The 17,387-nt window shown below is 70.4% G+C and carries 21 protein-coding genes; 10 read left to right on the forward strand and 11 right to left on the reverse strand.

Annotated features, from left to right (window positions below; all coding sequences use genetic code 11):
- Positions 1–69 precede the first annotated feature (69 nt).
- The 9 genes from BUE29_RS21725 to BUE29_RS01100 form a co-directional block, all read right to left on the reverse strand.
- Positions 70–1,110 carry a hypothetical protein gene (locus BUE29_RS21725; RefSeq protein ID WP_143167915.1) on the reverse strand — a complete coding sequence of 347 codons (1,041 nt, stop codon included), beginning with the start codon at positions 1,108–1,110 and terminating at the stop codon, positions 70–72.
- A gap of 10 nt (positions 1,111–1,120) precedes the next feature.
- Positions 1,121–1,687: a TerD family protein gene (locus BUE29_RS01065; protein WP_200799977.1), complete on the reverse strand. Its 567-nt coding sequence runs from the start codon at positions 1,685–1,687 to the stop codon at positions 1,121–1,123.
- A 22-nt stretch (positions 1,688–1,709) separates the two neighbouring features.
- Positions 1,710–2,219, reverse strand: coding sequence for a hypothetical protein (locus BUE29_RS01070; RefSeq protein WP_073384893.1), 510 nt, complete (start codon positions 2,217–2,219; stop codon positions 1,710–1,712).
- A gap of 6 nt (positions 2,220–2,225) precedes the next feature.
- Positions 2,226–3,491: a toxic anion resistance protein gene (locus BUE29_RS01075; RefSeq protein ID WP_073384895.1), complete on the reverse strand. Its 1,266-nt coding sequence runs from the start codon at positions 3,489–3,491 to the stop codon at positions 2,226–2,228.
- An 87-nt stretch (positions 3,492–3,578) separates the two neighbouring features.
- Positions 3,579–4,460, reverse strand: a complete 882-nt coding sequence (locus BUE29_RS01080) for a TerD family protein (RefSeq protein ID WP_234971300.1) — start codon at positions 4,458–4,460, stop codon at positions 3,579–3,581.
- 29 nt (positions 4,461–4,489) lie between these two features.
- Entirely contained in the window at positions 4,490–5,602 is a 1,113-nt protein-coding gene (locus BUE29_RS01085) for a DUF475 domain-containing protein (protein ID WP_073384897.1), read from the reverse strand.
- A 66-nt stretch (positions 5,603–5,668) separates the two neighbouring features.
- Positions 5,669–6,247 carry a TerD family protein gene (locus BUE29_RS01090; protein ID WP_073384898.1) on the reverse strand — a complete coding sequence of 193 codons (579 nt, stop codon included), beginning with the start codon at positions 6,245–6,247 and terminating at the stop codon, positions 5,669–5,671.
- A gap of 71 nt (positions 6,248–6,318) precedes the next feature.
- Entirely contained in the window at positions 6,319–6,894 is a 576-nt protein-coding gene (locus tag BUE29_RS01095) for a TerD family protein (protein WP_073384900.1), read from the reverse strand.
- 95 nt (positions 6,895–6,989) lie between these two features.
- Positions 6,990–7,646 (reverse strand): hypothetical protein, encoded by a 657-nt coding sequence (locus tag BUE29_RS01100; protein ID WP_073384902.1) that lies wholly within the window; start codon positions 7,644–7,646, stop codon positions 6,990–6,992.
- 56 nt (positions 7,647–7,702) lie between these two features.
- Here BUE29_RS01100 and BUE29_RS23320 point away from each other — a divergent pair, with 56 nt between their 5' ends.
- From BUE29_RS23320 to BUE29_RS01150, 10 genes are all read left to right on the forward strand, one after another.
- Entirely contained in the window at positions 7,703–8,239 is a 537-nt protein-coding gene (locus BUE29_RS23320; protein WP_084180584.1) for a (2Fe-2S)-binding protein, read from the forward strand.
- A 50-nt stretch (positions 8,240–8,289) separates the two neighbouring features.
- Positions 8,290–8,769, forward strand: coding sequence for a bacterioferritin (gene bfr, locus BUE29_RS01110; RefSeq protein WP_073384906.1), 480 nt, complete (start codon positions 8,290–8,292; stop codon positions 8,767–8,769).
- A 36-nt stretch (positions 8,770–8,805) separates the two neighbouring features.
- Positions 8,806–9,375, forward strand: a complete 570-nt coding sequence (locus BUE29_RS01115) for a hypothetical protein (protein WP_073384907.1) — start codon at positions 8,806–8,808, stop codon at positions 9,373–9,375.
- A gap of 133 nt (positions 9,376–9,508) precedes the next feature.
- Positions 9,509–10,303, forward strand: a complete 795-nt coding sequence (locus BUE29_RS01120) for an IclR family transcriptional regulator (RefSeq protein ID WP_073384909.1) — start codon at positions 9,509–9,511, stop codon at positions 10,301–10,303.
- Positions 10,304–10,584: 281 nt separating this feature from the next.
- On the forward strand, positions 10,585–11,649 hold the full coding sequence (locus BUE29_RS01125; protein WP_073384911.1) for an ABC transporter ATP-binding protein: 1,065 nt from the start codon (positions 10,585–10,587) through the stop codon (positions 11,647–11,649).
- Positions 11,646–12,383: an ABC transporter permease gene (locus BUE29_RS01130; protein WP_073384912.1), complete on the forward strand. Its 738-nt coding sequence runs from the start codon at positions 11,646–11,648 to the stop codon at positions 12,381–12,383. Before BUE29_RS01125 ends, BUE29_RS01130 begins: the two co-directional genes overlap by 4 nt.
- A complete protein-coding gene (locus tag BUE29_RS01135; protein WP_084180714.1) occupies positions 12,383–13,174 on the forward strand; it encodes an ABC transporter permease in 792 nt (263 codons plus the stop codon). Before BUE29_RS01130 ends, BUE29_RS01135 begins: the two co-directional genes overlap by 1 nt.
- Positions 13,171–14,205 (forward strand): ABC transporter substrate-binding protein, encoded by a 1,035-nt coding sequence (locus tag BUE29_RS01140; protein ID WP_073384915.1) that lies wholly within the window; start codon positions 13,171–13,173, stop codon positions 14,203–14,205. The genes BUE29_RS01135 and BUE29_RS01140 overlap by 4 nt, the downstream gene beginning before the upstream one ends.
- 97 nt (positions 14,206–14,302) lie before the next feature.
- The gene (locus BUE29_RS01145) at positions 14,303–14,773 is read left to right on the forward strand and encodes an SRPBCC family protein (RefSeq protein WP_073386712.1); all 471 of its coding nucleotides are present in this window, start codon (positions 14,303–14,305) and stop codon (positions 14,771–14,773) included.
- Positions 14,774–14,962: 189 nt separating this feature from the next.
- Positions 14,963–15,559, forward strand: a complete 597-nt coding sequence (locus BUE29_RS01150) for a TMEM165/GDT1 family protein (RefSeq protein WP_073384917.1) — start codon at positions 14,963–14,965, stop codon at positions 15,557–15,559.
- 263 nt (positions 15,560–15,822) lie between these two features.
- Here BUE29_RS01150 and BUE29_RS01155 read toward each other — a convergent pair whose 3' ends face one another.
- Together BUE29_RS01155 and BUE29_RS01160 are read right to left on the reverse strand one after the other, a co-directional pair.
- Complete coding sequence (locus BUE29_RS01155; RefSeq protein WP_073384919.1) at positions 15,823–16,503, reverse strand: hypothetical protein; 681 nt, start codon at positions 16,501–16,503, stop codon at positions 15,823–15,825.
- Between the two features lie 58 nt (positions 16,504–16,561).
- Positions 16,562–17,380: an adenylate/guanylate cyclase domain-containing protein gene (locus BUE29_RS01160; RefSeq protein ID WP_073384921.1), complete on the reverse strand. Its 819-nt coding sequence runs from the start codon at positions 17,378–17,380 to the stop codon at positions 16,562–16,564.
- Between the last annotated feature and the right edge of the window lie 7 nt (positions 17,381–17,387).

Raw genomic sequence — 17,387 nt, forward strand, 5'->3', positions numbered from 1 at the left:
GGCACCACACGACGCCCGGCACCCGAGACGCAGGACGATCGCGCCACCCGGCCGCGAGGGTGCGAACGATCAGTCGACGGGGGTGCGTCCGTCGCGCCAGGTGATGCGCCCGAAGCCGTAGGCCCGGGCCGCCTCGCGCACGTCGCCGTCGATCGTCTCGAGCTCGGCACGGACGACGAGCTCGCCGTCCATGTTGTAGATCGTGGTCAGCATCGCGATCCGCCCGGCGTAGAGGCGTTCGAGCGGGACCTCGAGCCGGCTGCCGCCGAACAGGGTGAGGACGAGGGTGCCGCCCCACCGCAGCTCGGCGCGCGACTGCGAATACGCGTAGACGGCGAGCCGTTCGAGGTCGCGCGTCTGGCGCAGGTCGATTCCCAGTCGCTCGTACTCTTCACGCGAACCGACGAGGACCGGTCGGCGCGACGACGGCCCGAATCGGCTGCCGTCGGCGTGCTGGACCACGCCGCTGCCGCCCGAGCGCAGCTGGTAGGCCGCGCCGAGCCGGAGGTCGCCGACCTCGGCCGAGCACACGGCCTCGATGTCGAGCGACCCCACGCCGGACTGCACCCGGGTGAGCGTCACCGTCGGGTCGGCGACGGTCAGGATCCGTTGCTCGCCCGCGCCGACGCGCGCGACGTGGCTGCGCTCCCACGCCGAGGGCGGCGACACCGCGGGTCCGGCGGTCGCCGGGGTAGCGGGCGGCGCCGCGGGGGCGGACGAGGAGGCCGTCGGCGCGGGCGGGTCGGAGAGGTCCAGTGAGCTGCTCGACGCCGGCGGCGGTGCCGCCGGTGCCGCCGGTGCCGCCGGTGGCGCGGCAGGCGCCGGGGCTGTGGCGCCCGGCGGGGCGGCGGCGCCGTGATGGTGGTAGTCCACCGCGTCGTGCCCGGCCGGGGTGCGGTCCCGCCGGGTGTAGTCGATGGTCGGCGTGCCGCTTTGTGCCGTCGGTGCCGTCGGTGCCGCCGTCGGCGTCGGTGTCGGCTCCGCCGCCGCACGCGTCGTTGGCTCGGACGCCGCCGGAGCCGAGGGCGTCGCCGCTCGTTTGGGGCGGCCGCGGCGGCGCAGGAAGGTCAGATCGGCTCGGGCGGGCGCGAACCTGGGGTCGGTGATCACGGCGCGCCGGTCACAGCGGCACGCCGTAGTCGCTGGCGATGCCGCCGATGCCCTGGGAGTAGCCCTGGCCCAGCACCTTGAACTTCCACTCGTCCTGCCCGGACGCGCGATGCCGGTAGACCTCCCCCAACGCGACCGCGGTCTCCCGGTCGAAACCGGTGGCGAGCTCCTCGGACCGGACGAGCTCGGCGTTGCCGTCGAGGTTCAGCACCCGGATCGCACACGAGCGCAGCTGCCCGAGCGTGCGACGCTGCGCGGGGCCCTCGTTCACGTACAGCACGCAGACGATCCGCTCGATGTCACCCGGCACGGCGGCGAGGTCGACCTCGATCTGCACGTTGTCGTCGCCGAGCGCCTGCTCCAGCTGCTGCACCGACAGCTCGGCCGACGCGATCTGGTTGAAGAAGACGAAGTCGCGATCCGAGCGCACCCGCCCGCTGTGGTCGCACAACAGCGCCGCGAACACCAGGTTGTCGTCGAGGACGCGCTCGGACCCGGCATTCCACTTCGCCCCGAGCACGAGCCCACGCAGGTTGGGGATCTCGCGCGTCAGCGAGACGTTCGCGCCTCGTGTCATCTCGGCCATCGTGCTGTCAACCCTAGAGATCGAGGTCGGATCGGCTGAACTTGGTCCGCAGGAAGTTGCCCTGCGTGAAGATCGCGTCGACGTCGTGGTCGCGGGCCGCCGCCAGCAGGTCGTCACCGGCGCTCGACAGCGCGTCGAGCTGTTCGCGCAGGGCGGCCCGCGGCGTGCGTCCGGACGGCCCGACGCGGTCGGTCAGCGACTCGTCCAGGGCCAGATAGGTGCGCAGCGTCGTCGGCAGGTAGTCACCGACGATGCCGTTGATGGAGACCACGGTGTAGACGTCGAGATCCCGGTCGGCCGAGGTGTCGATCACCTCGCGGATCGTGTCGGTGATGCCGCGGGCGAGCACCACCGCCTCGACGGGCAGCGAGCCCGCGTTGGCATTGATGAAGCGCACGAGCTCCCACTGCCGCCCCAGCAACCGCTCCGGCGAGTCGTCGGGGTCGGTCCCGCCCGGGCCGGCCGCGGGGGCCGGCCCGTCGGGCGGCGTCTCCTGGCGCCCGCGGCGGAACCACGAAGCCATGCCGCGTCAGCGGCCGGGCAACTGGTTCGGGTTCGCCGCGCCGAACTCGGCGGTGTTGCCCTCCTGCTGTCGGGTGCGTTCGAGGTAGGGCTTCGCGCGCTCGATCTGCCCCTCGAGCGCGGTGACCGTCTGCGACATGCTGTCGACGGCCTGCGAGCGGAAGGTGTCGAGCGCGTCCATCGTCTGGAACACGTTGTCGAACGCGGCCTGCAGCTTCTGCACGTCGATGGTGCTGCTCGCGGCCTGCTCGTTGATCTGCGCGCCCTGCACCCGCAGCTGCTGCGAGGTGGACTCGATCAGATTGGACGTCGTCGTGTTCAGCGCCGTGATCTGGTCGAGGACGAGCTTCTGCCGGGCCAGCGCCTGCGAGACGATCACCGCGGTGCGCAGCGCCGACACCGTCGTCGTCTGCGCCCGGTCGACGCCCTTGATCAGCTCGAGGTTGTTCTTGCGGACGAGGTCGAGGGCCATGTAACCCTGCACCGACACCGCCATCTGGGTCATGATGTCCTGCCGCCGCTGCCGTACCGCGAACAGCGCGTCGGACTTCAGGGTGTTGGCGGCCTCGCTGTTGCCGGCGGCCTCCAACTCGGCCACCTTCTGCGTCAATGCCTCGTCGAGGGCACCGGCGAGCTGGTTGTACTCGCTGAGCTTGCCCATCGTCGTCCACATGTTCTGCTTCTCGGTCTCGATCGCGGCGTTGTCCTTGCGCAGGTCGTCCTGGCCGGATTCGAGGGACTTGATGATCGCGTTGAGCTGGGTCTGGGCCGACTCGTATTTCTGGAAGTACTTGCGGATCCGGTCGCCGCCCGGGATCCACTTGAGCACCCGCTTCGCCCCGGTGAGATCGGCGCGGTTCGGGTCGAGGTCGGTGACGACGTTGCGCAGCTCGTTGAGCGTGGACGCGACGCGGGTCTGCGCGTCGCCGCCGGCACCCTGCTGCGCCTTGATGACGGCGGCGGGACGGTCGAGCATCCGGTTGGAGACGTTCGCCGACGCGCGCAGGTCCTTGTCCCCCATCGAGGTGATGGTGTCGAGCTTCTGCGAGAACTCGGGGGTGCGGTGGTCCATGCCCGCGAGCTCGTTGGCGAAGGCCGAGGCACGCTGCGCCAGCTCGGTCTTCTTCGCGTCCTCGAGGGGCACCGCCCCGGCGACCTGCTCGTCCTTCACGACCTGCACGGGTGCCGGCGGTGCGAGGACGAGCCCGCCGGCCGGCGCGGCCGCCGGTGTGCCCGCGGGGGTGGCGGTCGAACCCAGGTCCAACTCGGACATGTCGCGACTCCTCGATGTGGCTCTCGATGCGTACGGATCAGATTAACGCGCCAACGTGCGGTGCCCCCGCGGACGTTCCGGGACGGCCTACTTGCGACCGGCGGTCCAGTTCATTCCCCAGCCGTACGCCTCGTCGAGCGCGCGCTGGGCGCCGTTGAGGTAGTTCACCTCACGCTGGATCACGAGCTCGCCGTTGTTGTTGATCAGCTGCGCCACGGCGCAGATGCGGGCGCCGTCACGCGGGTCGTCGAGGCGCACCTCGATCGGCGGCGCACCGACCGGGTAGATGGTCAGCAGCCCGTCGGCGCTCGCCCAGTTCGCCGCCCCCTCGTAGATGAGGGCGAACACGAGGACCCGCCGGATCTTGGCGACGTCCTGCAGGTTGATCGACATGTTCTCGCCGCCGCTGACGGCACCGGAGCGGTCGTCGCCGTCGAGGCTGATGAGCACCTCGCCGGTGGTGCGCATGTCGGCCTGAAACGCGTTGCCGAGGGCCTGGACGACCCCCTTGCTGCCGTCGGCGAACTCGTACAGGCAGCCGAGGTCGAGGTCGAGCTGGGTGTTCTTGCGGAACAGCCCCTTCTGCTGCTGGGGGCGGGCGTTCCAGTTCAGGTTGACGCGTAGTACGCCACCCTGACCGCCGTGCTTGCGCAGGGACACCGCCGGCGCCGACTTGGTCAGGGTCACCTTCGACAGCGACACCCCGGGCTGCTGCTGCGGCTGGCCACCCTGCTGCGGGTAACCGCCCTGCTGCTGCGGCGGCGGGTAACCGCCCTGCTGCGGCGGCGGGGGCGGCGGGTAACCGCCCTGCTGCGGCGGCGGAGGCGGTGGGTAGCCACCCTGCTGCGGCGGAGGAGGCGGATAACCGCCCTGCTGCGGCGGCGGAGGCGGTGGGTAGCCACCCTGCTGCGGCGGCGGGGGTTGCGCGGGCGGCGGGCTCGCCGGTCGCTTGGTGTAGTCGATTCCCATTGCGATGCCTCCTGGGGCGGGTGGAGCGGTCAGACTTCGACGGCCTCGGGCTGCCGGTCGGGCGCGTCGTCGGCACGCTTGTTGCGCACCAGCGACGACACGAAGGCCAGGCCGATGAAGCCGACGCCGATGAGGCCGGTGACGACCTCGGGCACCTCGTACTCGATCGTGACGAGCAGGATGACCGCCAGGGCGCCGATGGCCCAGAGCGCACCGTGCTCGAGGTAGACGTACTCGCTCAGCGTGCCCTTCTTGACCAGGAACACGGTGAGAGAGCGGATGAACATCGCGCCGACGCCCAGGCCGATCGCGATGATGATCGGGTCGGACGTGATGGCGAACGCACCGACCACGCCGTCGAAGCTGAACGACGCGTCGAGCACCTCCAGGTACAGGAAGAGGAAGAACGCGGCCTTGCCGACGACGTGCGTCGCCTTCGGCTTCGCCGGCGTGGTCTCGTCGCCGTCCTCGTCCTCGTCCTCGTCGACGTCGAAGAACTCGCCGAGCCCGTTCACGAGCAGGTAGGTGCCGATGCCCAGCACGCCCGACACCAGCACCGTCGAGATGCGCTGATGCGTCGCGGTGTCGGCCTGCTCGCCGAAGGTGTAGGCCGAGACGGCCAGCACGGCCAGCGCGATGACGACGGAGAGCTGGTCGAGCTTGCCGATCTTCTGCAGCGGCCGCTCCAGCCAGGTCAGCCAGGTGATCTCGCGCTCCTCGAAGACGAAGTCGAGGAAGAGCATGAGCAGGAACATCCCGCCGAACGCGGCGATGGCCGGGTGGGCCTGGTGCAGCAGGTAGCCGTAGGTGCCCGGATCCTCCGGCTTGCCCTTCTCCAGCGCGAGCCGCACGGCCTCGACCGGGTTCAGCTTCGCGGTGATCCCGACGATGAGCAGCGGGAACACGAGCCGCATGCCGAAGACGGCGATGATCACGCCGATGCTCAGGAAGATCTTCTGCCAGAACGGGCTCATCCGCACCAGCACCGTCGCGTTGACGACGGCGTTGTCGAACGACAGCGAGACCTCGAGGATCGCGAGGATCGCCGTCAGCGCCAGTCCGGTCGTGCCGCCGTAGAGGAAGCCGAGGACGAGGCCGACGACGGCGATGCCGAACGACCAACCGAAGGTACGGAGGAACACGCGCGCTCCCGCGAGTTGAGGGTGGTGTCGGGCTACCCGCCGGTGCCGGCGGGCGGCCCGACCCGATCAGCCGACGTTGACGCCGAAGTCCTGCGCGATGCCGCGCAGGCCGGTGCTGTAGCCCTGGCCCACGGCCCGGAACTTCCACTCGGCGCCGTTGCGGTACAGCTCGCCGAAGATCATGGCCGTCTCGCTCGACGCGTCCTCGGACAGGTCGTAGCGGGTGATCTCGTTGTTGTCGGCCTGGTTGACGACGCGGATGAACGCGTTCCGCACCTGGCCGAAGGACTGCTGGCGCCCCTCGGCGTCGTAGATCGACACGGTGACGACGATCTTCTCCGCCTCGGCGGGGACGCCGGCCAGGTTGACCTTGATGGCCTCGTCGTCGCCCTCGCCCTCGCCAGTCAGGTTGTCGCCGGTGTGCTCCACCGAGCCGTCCGGGCTGGTGAGGTTGTTGAAGAAGATGAAGTGCTGGTCGGACAGGATCTTGCCGTTGCTGCCGACGAGCAACGCCGACGCGTCGAGGTCGAAGTCCTGCCCGCTCGTGGTGCGGGCGTCCCACCCGAGACCGACGAGGACGGCCGTCAGGCCCGGGGCCTCCTTGGTCAGCGAGACGTTGCCGCCCTTGTTGAGACTGACGCTCATGTGCTCCTCCGATGCGGTGAGTTGGCGGACCGTCGTGGCAGGTCGCCGCGCGGTCGATGCTGCCGGACGGGTCAGACGCTGACGCCGAAGTCGCCGGCGATACCGGCCAGGCCGGCGCTGTAGCCCTGACCCACGGCCCGGAACTTCCACTCGGCGCCGTTCTTGTACAGCTCCCCGAAGATCATCGCCGTCTCGGTGGAGGCGTCCTCGGACAGGTCGTAGCGGGCGATCTCGGCGTTGTCGGCGCGGTTGACGACGCGGATGAAGGCGTTGCGGACCTGCCCGAAGGACTGGCCGCTGGCGCCGGCCTCGTAGATCGACACGGGGAACACGATGCGCGCGGCCTCGGCCGGCAGCGACCCGAGATCGACGGTGACCTGCTCGTCGTCGCCGCCGCCCTCGCCGGTCAGGTTGTCACCCGAGTGGGAGACCGCGCCCTCCGGCGAGGTCAGGTTGTTGAAGAAGATGAAGTGCTTGTCGGTGAGCACCCGACCGTCGGCGTTGCACACGATCGCGCTCGCGTCGAGGTCGAACTGGGCGCCGTCGGTGGTGCGGGCATCCCACCCGAGGCCGACGACGACAGCGGTCAGACCCGGCGCCGCCTTGGTGAGGGAGACGTTGCCACCCTTGGTGAGACTGACGGTCACGGCTACTCCTGGGACGCGGCGGTGCGGACGCCTGCGACCCTATCGGCCCCGGCGCCCGGCGTCGCGGAGACCGCTCCCCACCCGCGACCGCGGCGTCAGTCCTGGCGCACGATCGCGAAGTAGTACTGCTTCGCGCCGGGGTCGTACGCCCAGCCGAGCTCGATCGACTTCATGTCCGAGAGCAGCTTGCCGAACTGCTTGATCTTCTCGACGGCCTTGCCGCCGTCGGCGGCGGGCACCTGGGTCTCCGCCCAACCCCCCGAGCAGTCGCCACCGTTACTCAGGGCGCACTTCTTCGCGGCGTCGGAGACCGACCCCTTCACCGCGTCCTTGCCGTTGTCGGTGCGGTAGTCGTTGATCGCCTTCAGCGCATCGCCGACGTCGCTGTCGAGCGCGCACGGGTCGTCCGACGGGCAGGAGGCCTTCTTGGCGCCGCTGGACCCGGACCCGGACGGGCCGGTGGCCGACCCGCTCGCCCCGCCCGACGGCGTCCCGGCCGTGTCGGAGGACGGCGATGTGCCCGACGAGCGCGTCGAGCGCGACGCGGAAGCCGACGACGAGGTCGCCGACGACGTCGCCGTGGGTCCGGTGGTGGGGCCGGCCAGATCGTCGGAGTCCGAGTCGCCGCCCGAGCCGTTGAAGAACGTCACCATCAGCGTCACGAACAGCGCCGCGACCAGGGCCAACATGCCCAGCAACCACGCCGCGCGTCGCCGGATCTCCGAGTCCCGCTCCGGCGGCTCGTCAACCATCTGCGCACTCCTGGCTCGCGTCGTCCCGCACGTACGTCGTCCCGATCGGGGTCATTATGGCCGGGATCGGACCGGGCCGGACGCCGCCTCTCATCCCCCTGTCACCACACCCGGACGAGACGCTCCACCCCGCTTCCCCGCGCCGCCCCACCCCCGCCGACTGGCGACTTCCGACGCCGACTGGCGATTTGGGGACTTCCGACGCCGACTGGCGACTTCCGACGCCGACTGGCGATTTGGGCGCCGACTGGCGAGCTACAGGTCGCCAGTCGGCGCGAAAGTCGCCAGTCGGCGGTCGGCGGTCGGCGGTCGGCGGGCGGAACGAGCCGGATTGGGATCCCGTGGGGTATGGTGAGGCTTGCCTAAGCTGGCCGGCCGTCGTCGATCGGAGCGAACGCGTGTACGTGTGCATCTGCCACGCCGTGACCGACGACGAGATCGAGACCGCGGTCGACGCCGGCGCGACGACGGTGCACGACGTGAGCAGCGCCACCGCGGCCGGCGGCACCTGCGCCACCTGCCACGACGGCATCGAGGAGATCATCGAACAGCGGTGCGGCCCGTGCCCGCTGGCCGGGATGCGCGTGGCCTGAGCCGCCACCGGGTGTCGTCCCGATGACGGCGCGGACCTAGTATCGGCGCCATGCGTGGCGACGAACGGGTCCTCGAGTTCCTCAACGAACAGCTGAGCGCCGAGCTCACGGCGATCAACCAGTACTTCCTGCACGCGAAGATGCAGGACAACTTCGGCTGGGTGAAGCTCGCGAAGTACACCCGGGCCGAGTCGATGGACGAGATGCGTCACGCCGAGGTGCTGACCGACCGCATCCTGCTGCTCGACGGGCTGCCCAACTACCAGCGGCTCTTCCCGTTGCGCATCGGCCAGAACGTCCGGCAGATGTTCGAGGCCGACATGGCGGTCGAGGCCGAGGCGATCGACCGGCTCCGGCGCGGCATCGACTACATGCGCTCGGTCTCCGACGTCACCAGCGCCAAGCTGTTCGAGGCGATCCTCGCCGACGAGGAGCACCACATCGACTACCTCGAGACGCAGCTGCGCCTGCTCGACCAGGTCGGCGAGCAGCTCTACCTCGCCCAGCAGCTCGAGCAGCCCGCGAGCTGACGCCCACGATGCGCGGGCCTCGGTAGGCTTCGCGTCGTGGACGAGGAGCGCGCGCGTCGGGTCCGGCCACGGTGGCCGGTGCTCACGCGCACCACGCTGCAGCTGATGCCGACGCTGCTGCCCGACGTCTCGTCCGACCCGGCGACGCTCCCCCGGATCCGCTCGCAGCGGCATCTCGATCTCGTCGAGCGGACGTCGGGCGCGACGGACTGGTCGTCGCGCGCGTTGCACGCCTGTCTCGACCACCTGCTCGTCAGCACCGTCACCGAGGCGTCCCGGGTGTGGGTGGTCGACGCCTGGCCCGACCACGACGACGCGCTGTGCATCGTCTACCGGCCGCCGCACGACGAGGGTCGCGTCGTCGGCCTGCGTCGACGGCGCCGCGACGCCGTCGAGCCGTCCGACTGGCGCATCGGCGACATGACGACCTGGGGTTACGACATGGATCCCGACGTCGACCCCGTGCGTTTCGGCTGGAACGTCGCGGACTTCGACGTCGGCGAGCCGCTGGGCTACGTCACGACCGTCCTGCGCTACGACGTCGCCGACATCGGCTGGTGGGGCAATCTCGACGACGAGCTCCCCCGGCCGCCCGCCGGTCGCTGATCGATCTCCTCGCCCGGGCGCATAAGCGCGACAACGCGCAAACGAGCCAGCGAGACTCTCCCGCGGCGAGTGGCATGGATCCGGTGACGGCGCGCCGCCGACCGGGTCTTGCGCCGACCCCTACCGTGTCGACATGGTCAACGACCGCGTCGAGGCGGCCACGGCGGAGCCGGGTGGCGGCGTGCAGTCCGTCGACCGGGCGATCACGGTGCTGGAGATCGTCGCGCGCAACGACGGGGCGGGCGTCGGCGAGGTCGCCCTGGAGCTGGGCGTGCACAAGTCGACCGCGTCGCGACTGCTCAGCGCGCTGGAAGAACGCGACCTGGTCGAGGCCGACGGGGAACGCGGTCGCTATCGGCTCGGCTTCGGACTGCTCCGCCTCGCCGGGCGAGCCGTCGGCCGCCTCGACCTCGCCCGGCAGGCCGACGCCGTCCTGCAGGACTTCGCGACGACGGTCGGCGAGACGGTCAACCTCGCGGTGCTCCGCGGTCATTTCGTCGTCAACGTCGCCGACGCCAGGGGGCCGGCAGCGATCGCGGCGCAGAACTGGGTCGGACGGCTGACCCCGCTGCACGCGACGTCGAGCGGCAAGATCCTGCTCGCCCACCAGTCACCCGCCGCCCGTAAGCAACTGCTCGACGCGGCCGGGCTCGCACGCCACACCCCGCACACCGTGACGTCGCGCCGGCTGCTCGGCGAGCAGCTGAGCCAGGCCCTGACGGCGGGCATCGCGACGTCCTTCGAGGAGTACGAGCTCGGCCTCAACGCTGTCGCCGCACCGGTGCAGGGGCACGCCGGAACCGTGGTCGCCGCGGTCAGCGTGTCGGGTCCGGCGTACCGGCTCGACGCGGACCGCGTGCGCGCGATCACACCGGTCCTCGCCCGCGCCGCAGCCGACATCTCCGCCCGAATGGGGCATCTCGACTGAACGGCCGCCGGTCACGACAGACGGTCGCCGTGACTGTGCCGCCGGACTGCGTTATACAACTGGGTGCGTAATGCGCAACGGTCCAACGGACCGCGATCTCGATCTTGCGAACCCCGTCCCCGTCGTTCGGTAACGGTGCAGTCACGGAAAGCGCGCGGGCGAGGCCCAGGCACCTCCGCGCGCGGAACCGTCTGTCTATAGTTGGCGAACTCCTGCGGGGGAAAGGTGGACTACACCATGAACGAAGCACAGCTGAAAGCAGACGCGGCAGGCCCGGTGACATGCCGGTGAAGGACGCGGCGAGCGCCGCGCCCCTCGAGTTCCGCAACGTCAGCAAGCGCTACGCCGGCACCGAGGCACCCGCCATCCAGGACCTCTCCTTCACGGTCCCCGCCGGCGAGGTCTGCGTGCTCGTCGGCCCTTCGGGCTGCGGCAAGACCACGGCGATGCGCATGGTCAACCGGATGATCGACATCACCAGCGGCGACATCCTCATCGACGGCAAGGGCGTGAAGAACCGCCAGCCGGCGGAGCTGCGTCGCGAGATCGGGTACGTCATCCAGCACGTCGGGCTGTTCCCGCACCTCAACATCACGAACAACATCGGCACCGTGCCCCGCCTGCTGGGGTGGGACAAGAAGCGCATCGCCGACCGCAGCGCCGAGCTGCTCGAGCTGATCGGCCTGCCGGCCGAGATGGGCAAGCGCTACCCCAGCCAGCTCTCCGGCGGCCAGCGGCAGCGCGTGGGCGTCGCGCGCGCCCTCGCCGCCGACCCGCCGCTGATGCTGATGGACGAGCCCTTCGGCGCCATCGACCCCATCAACCGCGAGAACCTGCAGAACCAGTTCCTGCGGCTGCAGCGCGAGATCCGCAAGACCATCGTCTTCGTCACCCACGACATCGACGAGGCCATCAAGATGGGCGACCGCATCGCGATCCTGCGCGAGGGCGGCGAGCTCGTCCAGTACGACACCCCGGACGCGATCCTCGCCAACCCGGTCAACGACTTCGTGGCCAAGTTCGTCGGTCAGGACCGTGGCCTGAAGCGGCTGGCCCTCAGCACCCTCGAGCACATCGAGCTCGACCGCTCGGCCACGAGCTCGGCCGCGGAACGCGTCACGGTGCCGGTCACCTCGACCCTGCGCGACGCGCTGTCGGTGCTCATCACCGAATCGGCCGACTCGCTGGCGGTCACCGGCAGCGACGGTTCGGTCATCGGCACCGTCGGCATCGAGCAGATCAACCGAGCCCTGCGGCAGGGCGCCTCGCAGGAGTCCGAGGCCGAACGCGCCACCACGCCGCCGTCGCTGGACAAGGCGTCGGGCGCGCCCGAGTCGGCCCGGTGAGCTCGGTGGTGCTCACCGCCGCGGCACCGGTCATCCCGGGCTTCGGCAAGACCGACAAGTGCGTCACCGACAACGGCCCGTTCTGCTGGGACTGGTTCAAGGACCGGTGGTCGGGCGACGACGGCATCGGCAGCCACCTCTACGAGCACATCCAGCTGACGGTGATCGCGGTCGTCCTCGGCTTCGTCATCTCGTTCGTGCTGGCCCTGCTGGCCTACCGGGCCCGCTGGCTGACCGCGCCGCTGACCTTCCTGACCAGCCTGCTCTACACGATCCCGTCGCTGGCCGCGTTCTACATCCTGGTGCCGATCACGGGCATCAAGACCACCACCGTCGAGATCGCCCTGGTCTCGTACACGCTGCTGATCCTGTTCACCAACACCCTGGCCGGGCTCACCGGGGTCTCCGACGAGATCAAGGACGCCGCCCGCGGCAACGGCATGACCCGCAACCAGTCGCTGCTGCGCGTCGAGCTGCCGCTGGCGGTGCCCACCATCATCGCCGGACTCCGGGTCGCGGCCGTCACGGTCATCTCGCTGGTGACCGTCGCCGGGCTCATCGTCCCTGACGGCCTGGGTTACGTGATCTACGCGCAGGGGCTGCAGAACAACAACTTCCGGACGGCGCTGTACGCCGGCGGGGTGCTCTGCATCCTGTTGGCGCTGATCGCGGACGCGCTGCTCGCGGGCCTGCAACGCCTGATCACCCCGTGGGCGTCTGCGAGGAGGACCTGATGAGCAACGACTTCATCGACGGTTTCACCTTCGTCAAGGACCAGTGGAGCTCGGTCCTCTACGACGTCACCGTCCAGCACCTCGTGCTGTCGGCCAAGTCCATCGCGATCGCCATCGTCATCGGCCTGCCGGTCGGTGCGCTCCTCGGGCACATCCACCGCTTCTCGTTCCTGGCCATCAACACGTCCAACCTGGCCCGCGCCCTACCCAGCCTGGCGGTGTTGGCGATCCTGTTGCCCTACACCGGCATCGGGGACACCACGATCATCATCGCGCTCGTCGTCCTCGCGGCACCGCCGATCCTGACCAACAGCTACGTCGCCATCGACGGGGTCGACCCGGACACCGTCGACGCGGCGCGGGGCATCGGCCTGCGCGGCATGCAGGTGCTGTTCAAGGTCGAGCTGCCGCTGGCACTGCCGCTCATCTTCGCCGGCATCCGCACCTCGTCGGTGTTCGTCATCGCCACGGCCACGCTGAAGGGCTTCTTCGGCAGCGGCGGGCTCGGCAACGTGATCGGCGACCCCGCGTCGTACAAGCTGTCCGGGGTCATCGGGGCGTCCTACGTGCTCATCGCCATGGCCGTGCTCGTCCAGATCGCATTCCTCGGTGTCGAGTACCTCGTCACCCCGGCCGGGCTGCGCCGTCGCTCGCTCTCCCTCACCCGTGGCGGGTCGCGGACGTCCGCCGCGATCACCGCCGGCGCCGACAACACCGACGCCGCCTCCGAGTCCGCGGACGATCCAGACCTCGACAACACCCACCCAGCACAAGGGAGCTTCACCCGATGAGACGCAAGAAGATCTTCGGCCCGTTCGGCGCGGTCGTCACCGCCTCGGTCCTGGCACTCGGCCTGGCCGCCTGCGGCTCGGACAGCGGCAGCGGCTCCTCCGAGAGCGGCGGCTCCACCGGCTCGTCCGCTCCCTCGTCGTCGGCCGCGCCGTCGCCGGCCGGCGCCACCGGCACCGGCTCGGCCGAGCTGCCGACCGGCACGCCCGGCAAGGGCAAGCCCGCCGTGATCATGGGTGACAAGGACTTCGCCGAGCAGTTCCTGCTCGGCGAGCTCTACGCCCAGGCCCTGCGTGCCCGTGGCTACACGATCAACCTCAAGGAGAACATCGGTTCTTCGGAGATCATCGACAAGGCGCTGACCAGCGGTCAGATCCAGATGTACCCCGAGTACACCGGCGTCATCTTCAGCAACAAGGCGCTCGCCGACAAGGGCGACCACCCCAAGTCGGCCACGGTCACCTACCAGGGTGCCAAGCAGTTCGAGGAGAGCCGCGGCTACACGCTGCTCAACCCGACGCCGTTCCAGGACGCCGACGGCGTCGCGGTCACCAAGAGCTTCGCCCAGAAGAACGGGCTCAAGACCATCGACGACCTGTCGAAGCTCAAGTCGTTCACCTACGCCGGGCCGAAGGAGAACCGCAACCGGTACCAGGGTGTCCTCGGCCTCAAGCAGGCGTACAAGCTGAACAACTTCACCTTCAGTGCGCTCCCGACGGGCAACCAGTACAGCGCCCTGGACCGCGGCAACGTCAACAGCATCGCCATCTTCACGACCGACGCCGCCCTCGCCTCGGGCAAGTACACCGTCCTCACCGACACCAAGGGCATCTTCGGCTACCAGCAGGTGGCGCCCGTGGTGAAGCAGTCCGTGCTCAAGCAGCAGGGCCCCGAGTTCGAGCAGACCCTCAACGCCGTGAGCAAGCTGCTCACGACCGACGTGATCATCGCGCTGAACAAGGAAGTCCAGATCAACCAGAAGAAGCCGGCCGACATCGCCCGGATCTTCCTCAAGGCGAACAAGCTGCTCTGATCGCCGCACTGCGCATCACTCGCCAGCACCCGGCGCCGCCGGTCGTCCTCGGACGGCCGGCGGCGTCGTCGTCCTCCGGCATGACAGGGTGGTCGGCATGGCTGAACGTTTCGAGGTGTCCCGCGTGATCGCCGCCTCCCCCGCCGAGATCTTCGCGGTGTTGACCGATCCCGCCGGGCACGTGCGGATCGACAGCTCCGGCATGCTGCAGTCGGCCGACGGCGAGCGCGTCACCGGCGTCGACGACGAGTTCGTCGTCCACATGGACCGCGAGGCGCTGAACGACCTGCCCATGGGTCGGTACGACGTCACCGTGATCATCACGGGCTTCGAGCAGGACCACACCATCGAGTGGATGATCTCGGGCACCGTCCAGCCGCCGATCCAGCACCGTTACGGCTACCGTCTGGAGCCGGTCGAGGGCGGCACGCGCGTCACGTCCTACTACGACTGGAGCCGGATCGAGGACCGCTATCGCGGCAAGATCGACTTCCCGGTCATCCCCGAGGGTGCGTTGCGCGCCACACTCGGCATCCTCGCTCGGACGGTCGAGAACCCGTCCCGCTAGCGTCGGCGGCGAACGGGAGTAGTCCCTCGACCGGATGTCGACATACTGGCCGCCCGCGGCCCGGTGTCCGGGGTCGGCTCGCACCGACCGGACGAGACGTTCGGACCTGTCAGCCCCAGGCTGCCGGTTCCGACGCGTCCGTCCGTAGGCGGTTGGTCGGTCGGCGGCTCGAGCCGAAGAGGAAGCCCCTTGCTCGACATCCCCGTCATCCTCAGTGTCTTCGCCTTGGTGTTCGTCGCCGAGCTACCGGACAAGACCGCCGTCGCCGGGCTGGTGCTCGGCGCTCGGTTCCCCTGGCGATGGGTGTTCGCCGGGATCGCCGCCGCCTTCCTGGTGCACGTCGTCGTCGCGGTGGCCGCCGGCTCCCTGCTCACGCTCGCACCCCACCGCGTCGTCGAGGGCGTCGTCGCGGTGCTCTTCGCAGTGGGCGCCGTCCTCATCTGGCGCGAGGGGCGCGAGCAGGACGAGGAGGACGAGGCGGAGTCGCAGGCGGTCGGCGACGATGCCGGGTTCTGGCGGATCGCCTCGCTCGGCTTCGGCGTCATCTTCGTCGCCGAGTGGGGCGACCTGACCCAGATCCTCACCGCCAACCTGGCCGCGAAGTACCACGACCCGCTGTCGGTGGGGATCGGCGCGGTGCTGGGCCTCTGGGCGGTCGGGCTGCTCGCGCTGCTCGGCGGCCGGACGCTGCTGCGCTTCGTGCCGATCGTCTGGATCACGCGGGTGGCGGCCGTGGTGATGGTCGTGCTGGCGGTCCTCAGCGGGTACGAGGCGATCCGCGGCTGACCCGTCCCCCGACCCGGCGTTACGGTGCCGGTGTCCGCGGCGCGAAACGGGCGCTCCCGTGACTACCGCTCGGTAACCCGGACTTCGCATGACGTCCTGGCGTGTCGCGGTGTGGACGGTGGCGCAGCGAGGTATGCCGGGGGGCGAGCGCGGCGGCGTCTCTACCCCCGATGGGCGTCCCGCATCCCCCGCTCACGCTCTGCGACCAGCGGCTCGGCATCGTTCCCCCGACGATCCGGGCCGTTGCTCGCGTTAAGCGGCGCTCAGCTGTCGCCGCCGCCACGCCGCCGACCGCCGGGCAGCCGGTTCGCGAGGTCGGACAGCGGCACCACCGCCTCGCCCAGCTCGTCGATCGAAGCCCGCAGCCGCGGCATGGCCTCGATCAGCGCCTCGAACGTGGGTTGCAGCCGCTCCAGCTTGACCCCGAGCTCGACGAGCTGGTCGAGCGTGCCGCCGTGGGCCACGAGCTTGTCGACGAAGCCGTCCTCCTGCAGCGTCCGCTCGGCGACGCCCCCGTCGGCAAGCAGCCGCTCCAGCAGCCCCCCGGGTGCGGTGACGCGATCGAGCGCGCCGCCGGGTGCGAGCAGCCGCTCCAGCGGGCCGTTCGGTGCGGTGAGCAGGTCGACCGGGCCACCCGGCGCGAGCAGCCGCTCCAGCGGCCCACCGTCCCCGAGCAGCCGCGCCATGGGCCCGTCGTCGGCCAGGATGCGGTCCAGCATGCCGCCGGGCGCGATGGCGCGGCCGAGCGGCCGGTGCGTAGACGCCGCCCGGGCCAGCTCGGCGAGCCGGCCGAGCGGGCTCTCCGGATCCTTGGCCATCGCCTCGAGCCGGCCGATGAGCCCTTCCGGGGAGAGCAGGGCCGAGAGCGCCAGGGTGACGTCGGTCCCCGCCGTCGCGAGGCGTGCCGGCAGGTTCAACAGGTCACCAGGGGTGCGCAGGGCCATGTGGGCAGCTTTCGCGAGGCGGCGGCGGGGTGTCCCATCCTGCCGCGCCCGCACCCGGCTAACCAGCCGACACGGTGTACACCGCGACCGGTTCGCTCACACCCTTGAACGCGACCTCCCCCTCGCTGCGGAACGTCACGTCGCGCAGGCCCGCCGCCGCGTCCCGGGTGGCCGCACTCGTGAGGATCTGGCCGCCGGTGGCATGGGCGGCGATGCGCGCGCACACCGCGACGTTGTGGCCCAGGTAGTCACCGTCGCGGCTGACGGCCGTCCCCGTGTGCACGCCGATGCGCACCGACACCGGGACGCGGCGCAGGCGCCGTCCCCGCGGCCGGCCGAGACCCTCCTGGATGGCCACCGCGGCGCGCACCGCGGCCTGCGCCGTCGGGAAGACGGCCATGAAGCCGTCGCCGACCGTCTTGACCACGAGACCGTCCCGCTCCTCGATGCCGCGGCGGACGAGCCGGTCGTGGGCGGCGAGGACGCGCGTCCACTCGTCGTCGCCGACGCGCTCGTTCAACGCGGTGGAGTCGGTGATGTCGGAGAAGAACAGCGTGACGACGCCGTCGTCGTCGGCGACCCGGACGATGCGCTCGCGGTCGGCCGCCGCCCACCGCAGCAGGTCGTCCAGCGAGGACGACAGCAGCTCGGACATCCCGTGCTCGCGCAGCACGCCGGCCCGCCGGACCACGTCGCGCACCACGCGCCCGGTGGCCTCCAGGGCACCGGTGCGCGGCGCCGGATGCAGCGACTCCTGCAGCGTGGCGAGCTCCGTCCGCAGCCGGCTGCGGGACCGCAGCACGAGCGCGAGCGCGGCCGACTGCGCGGCCAGCGCGACGACCAGGACGGCGATCAGGACGACGGCGGCCACTCCCATGACGCCG

The sequence above is a fragment of the Jatrophihabitans endophyticus genome (assembly GCF_900129455.1).
Taxonomy (GTDB): domain Bacteria; phylum Actinomycetota; class Actinomycetes; order Mycobacteriales; family Jatrophihabitantaceae; genus Jatrophihabitans; species Jatrophihabitans endophyticus.